Source organism: Protofrankia sp. Cas4 (assembly GCF_963555915.1).
Taxonomy (GTDB): Bacteria; Actinomycetota; Actinomycetes; order Frankiales; family Frankiaceae; genus Protofrankia.
Map to the genome: position 1 here is coordinate 1 of NZ_CAUVXL010000023.1, position 4234 is coordinate 4234.

Annotated in this window: 8 protein-coding genes; all 8 read right to left on the reverse strand. The window is 64.0% G+C overall.

Annotation, left to right across the window (positions count from 1 at the left end):
* Nucleotides 1-148: 148 nt before the first annotated feature.
* The gene (locus tag U9979_RS02225; RefSeq protein ID WP_322747975.1) at nt 149-613 is read right to left on the reverse strand and encodes a DUF1772 domain-containing protein; all 465 of its coding nucleotides are present in this window, start codon (nt 611-613) and stop codon (nt 149-151) included.
* Between the two features lie 59 nt (nt 614-672).
* Nucleotides 673-1731 (reverse strand): methyltransferase, encoded by a 1059-nt coding sequence (locus U9979_RS02230; protein WP_416219241.1) that lies wholly within the window; start codon nt 1729-1731, stop codon nt 673-675.
* Nucleotides 1728-2204: a peroxiredoxin gene (locus tag U9979_RS02235; protein ID WP_322747973.1), complete on the reverse strand. Its 477-nt coding sequence runs from the start codon at nt 2202-2204 to the stop codon at nt 1728-1730. The genes U9979_RS02230 and U9979_RS02235 overlap by 4 nt, the downstream gene beginning before the upstream one ends.
* A gap of 89 nt (nt 2205-2293) precedes the next feature.
* Nucleotides 2294-2593, reverse strand: a complete 300-nt coding sequence (locus U9979_RS02240; protein WP_322747972.1) for an antibiotic biosynthesis monooxygenase family protein — start codon at nt 2591-2593, stop codon at nt 2294-2296.
* Nucleotides 2590-3330, reverse strand: coding sequence for a 3-oxoacyl-ACP reductase family protein (locus U9979_RS02245; protein WP_322747971.1), 741 nt, complete (start codon nt 3328-3330; stop codon nt 2590-2592). Before U9979_RS02245 ends, U9979_RS02240 begins: the two co-directional genes overlap by 4 nt.
* A gap of 60 nt (nt 3331-3390) precedes the next feature.
* Nucleotides 3391-3603: a hypothetical protein gene (locus U9979_RS02250; RefSeq protein ID WP_322778073.1), complete on the reverse strand. Its 213-nt coding sequence runs from the start codon at nt 3601-3603 to the stop codon at nt 3391-3393.
* Complete coding sequence (locus U9979_RS02255; protein WP_322778061.1) at nt 3600-3956, reverse strand: antibiotic biosynthesis monooxygenase family protein; 357 nt, start codon at nt 3954-3956, stop codon at nt 3600-3602. The genes U9979_RS02250 and U9979_RS02255 overlap by 4 nt, the downstream gene beginning before the upstream one ends.
* Nucleotides 3953-4150, reverse strand: a complete 198-nt coding sequence (locus U9979_RS02260) for a hypothetical protein (RefSeq protein WP_322747969.1) — start codon at nt 4148-4150, stop codon at nt 3953-3955. The genes U9979_RS02255 and U9979_RS02260 overlap by 4 nt, the downstream gene beginning before the upstream one ends.
* Nucleotides 4151-4234: the final 84 nt, after the last annotated feature.

Genomic DNA, 4234 nt, shown 5'->3' on the forward strand with positions numbered 1-4234 from the left:
ATCAAGAGTAGTGAGGGCGGCGAGGCCCGCGGATCCGACATAGGCAAGCGAGCGACCGGTCGCAAGCGACACCTCGTGGTGGGCGTTCGGGCCCGGTATCACGCTCTACCGGGCCCGGGTCGCACCGGAGTGCGGATTCTCCAGGCGGTCAATGAGGTGCGATCGACGCCACCGCTAGCAGCACGAATGCCGTAACGGCGGCTACTGTCCGTATCCGATTGAAAGCGTTCCATCGGGCCCGATGGTTCTCCCAGTCCGACGGCGGGTTGTCGGCCTGCCACGACGCCATGGCAACGTTGATGGGGAGATCACCGCGGACGGTCACCACAATGTTGGTGGCGAGGGAGAGGACGGTGAGGCCAGCCAGAACCGTGCAGGCACCTTTGCCCTGGACTCCCGCGGTAATGGTCAGCGCTAGCGAGACCGCCAGGGCCACCAACTGTAGCGGCCTCATCAATGGAGGGTAGGTGCGATCAAAGGCCTGCTTCACTGTGATGTAGGTGCCCGGCGTTACGGAGCGCAGCGCTGGCTGTACCGCCATGAGGCCGATGAAAAGCGCCCCGGCGACGAGGCCGCTCAAGACCAGCGCCGCCACAACCAGGGTCGGGATCATTGCTTCCTATTCTGGTAGGTGGGGTCAAGAAGACCGCTGAGGCAAGGGCGAGGCGACGTTCATGACCGGGCGGCCCCGCCGTGCATCGTGGCCTCGATCAGGTAAATGCCGGATGGCGTCGGGGTGAAGTGAGGGGCGCCCAGTCCGGCCTTCTCGAAAAGGTCAGCGAATTCACGCTCGGTGCGCACGCGGCCATCTGGGTGCAGGACGAACATCTGTACATCGGACAGTTTCGCCTGTACTGACTCGGGGCCATTCGTGACGACGCGGTCGATCACCACGATTCTGGCACCGGGTTTCGCGTTCGCCGCACAGTTACGCAGTATTCGAACGCCCATGTCATCGTCAAACGAACAGATGATCAGTTTAAGTAGGTAGATGTCGGCGGAACAATCAACTGTTTCGCAGAAGTCGCCCGGCTGGAGCGTGAACCGCTCCGCGCGGCGAGCGGCCGCCGTATCCGAGGCGAGACTGCGCAGCGTCCCCGGGGTATCGAACAGCACTCCGTTGAGGTGCGGATGCCGGTCGACAACGGCAGCCAGAAAATCGCCGTATCCTCCGCCGATATCGATCACGGTGACGGCATCGGCGATATCGACCGCAGCGGCCAGCGGCCTGTCGGTCATGGTGGCGAGCTCCGAATGGGCTTCCTGGAAGACGGTTTCGGCGCCTGGATCGTCCTCGGCAAAGTACGACCACATATCCTTGCCGAACACGTCGTCGAATGCGCTCCGGCCAGAACGAACACTGTCGGTAAGCCTTGACCAGGACTGCCACTGCCAGTCGGCGCATGCCGTCAGTACGGCATTCCGCATACTGGTCGGATGATCGCGGCGCAACACCCGGGACAGGTCGGTGTGGACGTAGCGTCCCTCGGTATCGGCGGCAAAGACACCGAAGGCTGCCAAGGCTCGGAGAATTCGATGGAGCTTGTCCGGATCAACACCCGTCGCGACGGCAAGCTCGTCGGCCGGCACAGGTTTGTCATCGGACAGTGCGTCAGCGATGCCGAGTTCGGCGACCGCGTTGATCATCTGGGCCACCCACGCGCCGGACACAAGGCGGTACATCTGGCCGTGGACCGGAATCTGCGTAGGCAGTACAGCACCCTGGGTCATTCTGTCTCCTTCTTTTTCATCTTTAGAATCGCATGGGTGCGCAGCGCCTCCAAGGCGGCGTCCGCGTGCCGGCTCATCGAGAACTCCGAGTCGATCCGCGCGAGCACCGTGCCATCGGTGTCGACAACAAACGTCGACCGCTTGTTCGGGCCCAGCCTGCGGCGGACACCGAAGGCTGCGGCAATCGTGCGATCGGTGTCGGCGATGAGGGGAAACTCGAGCGAATGTTCGGCGCTGAACGCGGCCTGCTTGTCGACCGTGTCCGCGCTCACCCCGACGATGTTTACGCCCAGCGCGGCGAACTCGCCGGCCAGATCCCGGAAGTGGCAGCTCTCCTTGGTGCAGCCGGGTGACATCGCCGCGGGATAGAAGAACATCACCAACGGACCCTTGGCCAGCAAATCGGAGAGGCGGAAAGGTCCACCCGTCTCATCGACACCCGATAGATCCGCGACGTGGTCGCCAATCTTCATACGACGATCCTCCTGTCCTGTCCTCGGCGCTTCCTCAAATTACGTGGATTTGTCCGGATCCATGCTTGCGAGAACCAAAGTTTTTACGCTCACCGCTCATGGCCTGCCACATGGATGAGGAGATCCGCGATCTCCATACTCGCGCTTTCGCGGAGTTCGCGGAGTGGTGCGGTGAGCGCGTCCTGCTCACTGGACCGTTCGAAGGCGTGAAACGCTTCCCTGGTGGCCCAGTCGGTGGTGATGACGAACTCCCGCTCGCCACCGCGGAGCAGGTCCTGCCGGAGGTTGCCGGGAGCGTGGCGAACCTCTAGCGCGATCTTCTCCCAGAGCTGTTCGAAATCCTGTTCCAGCCCGGGACGGACGCGCATCCGCAACGTAGCTCTGATCACGAAATGCCGCCGTCCACGTTGATGGTCTCGCCGGTGATGTATCGGGAGGCGTCGCTGGCCAGAAAGAGCACGACGTCCGCGACTTCCTCGGGTGTCCCGAGTCGGCCGAGTGCCGACCGGGCCGCGATCGATGCCCGCCGTTCCGACGACATGTCGATCGTCCGGTCGGTGTCGGTGTATCCCGGCGCGATCACGTTGATCCGGATACCGCGGGGGCCCAGTTCCTTGCACAGCGAGCGGGCATGTCCTACCAGGGCCGCCTTGGACGTCATGTACGGAACGCGGTCCGCGATCCCGCGCAGGGCTCCGGCTGACCCGATGTTGATGATTGACGCGTTACTCGACAGCAGGTCATAGGAGGCTCGGTACACCAGGTGCAGGCCGGTGAGGTTGGTGTCGATGACCCGCCGCCACTCGGTCAGGTCCACTTCGTGCAGTGGGTAGTGGCCGATCACGGACGCATTGTTGACGAGAATGTCGAGGCTGCCGAAACGCTCCCGGACGGCATCGAGCAGGTGGTCGACATCCGACTCGGCCGTGATGTCGGCGCGGACCAGGTACGCGTCGGCACCCAGTGCGTTCAGTTCCGCGGCCAACGACGTGACCGCGTCACCCTCCTGGGTGTAGCAGGCGGTGACCGACACTCCTTGCTGCGCCAAGGCCAGGACGATTGCCCGGCCGATACCACGGGAACCGCCGGTCACCAGAGCGGTCCTGCCCTTGAGACTGAAATCCATCGGGTTTTCCCCTCGGATGCTCATTGTAGTTTGTCTGTGCTATGTCGACAGCTTTTATGCTCATGGAGTTGCTGAACTGGGAGCGGTGACCGGCACCCGGCTGGCGTGCTTTCCTAACATCTGGTGGATGGCCTCGGCCTCCACCGTGTCCAGGTCGGGGGAACCAGCGCCGTCGGCGAGAAGCACGCCGACGTCCGTGCGGGCCAGGCCCGCATCGGCCAGGTGCTGTCTGGGTATGGCGGAGCCGGAATGAAGATCAAAAAAGGCTCTCAGTCGAGCCCGTCGACCAGAACGCCGGTCGGCCCGTAGGCCGCCATCTCTACGTAGATCGCCGGACGCTGCTGGGGGTCCTGGTAGGGCCGCAGCGGCGAGGTGATGGTGCGGTGGTCGGCCCTGGCTTCCCACGCGGCGAAGTTGGTGATGTTCGTCCACTCGCTGACCACCACGTACCGGGCCGGGTCGCCCGGATCACGCAGCAGCTGGTTACCGAGTAGGCCTGGGGCGCCGGCGAGTTTCGGGCTGATCGCGTGGTAGGCCCGTTCGACCGCGTCCGGGTCGTCCGCCGGGGCCAGCGCCCAGATCATCACCCGCACGCGCCCGCCACCCGGCTCCGATCGCCTGCTCACCCGACCGCCGTCCCAGGCCGGAGGGTCAGCACGGTGCCAGTGGTCATGGACCCGCTGGCCTGCACCCCCTGCCTGTTCTCCAGGTGGCCGGTGACGCGGTCGCCGATTTGTAGGCAGGTCTCCTCGAACTCACGCTCCCGGTCCGGGTAGGTCCTCATGGTGAGCATGATGCGAAAAGGGTTGGGATGGTCCATCAGATCCCTTCGTCGATGGTGAAGTCGGTAGCGTGTCGCCCGAAGCCTTAGAGTGCCCGGCAATAGGGGCGTGGATGAAGGAGC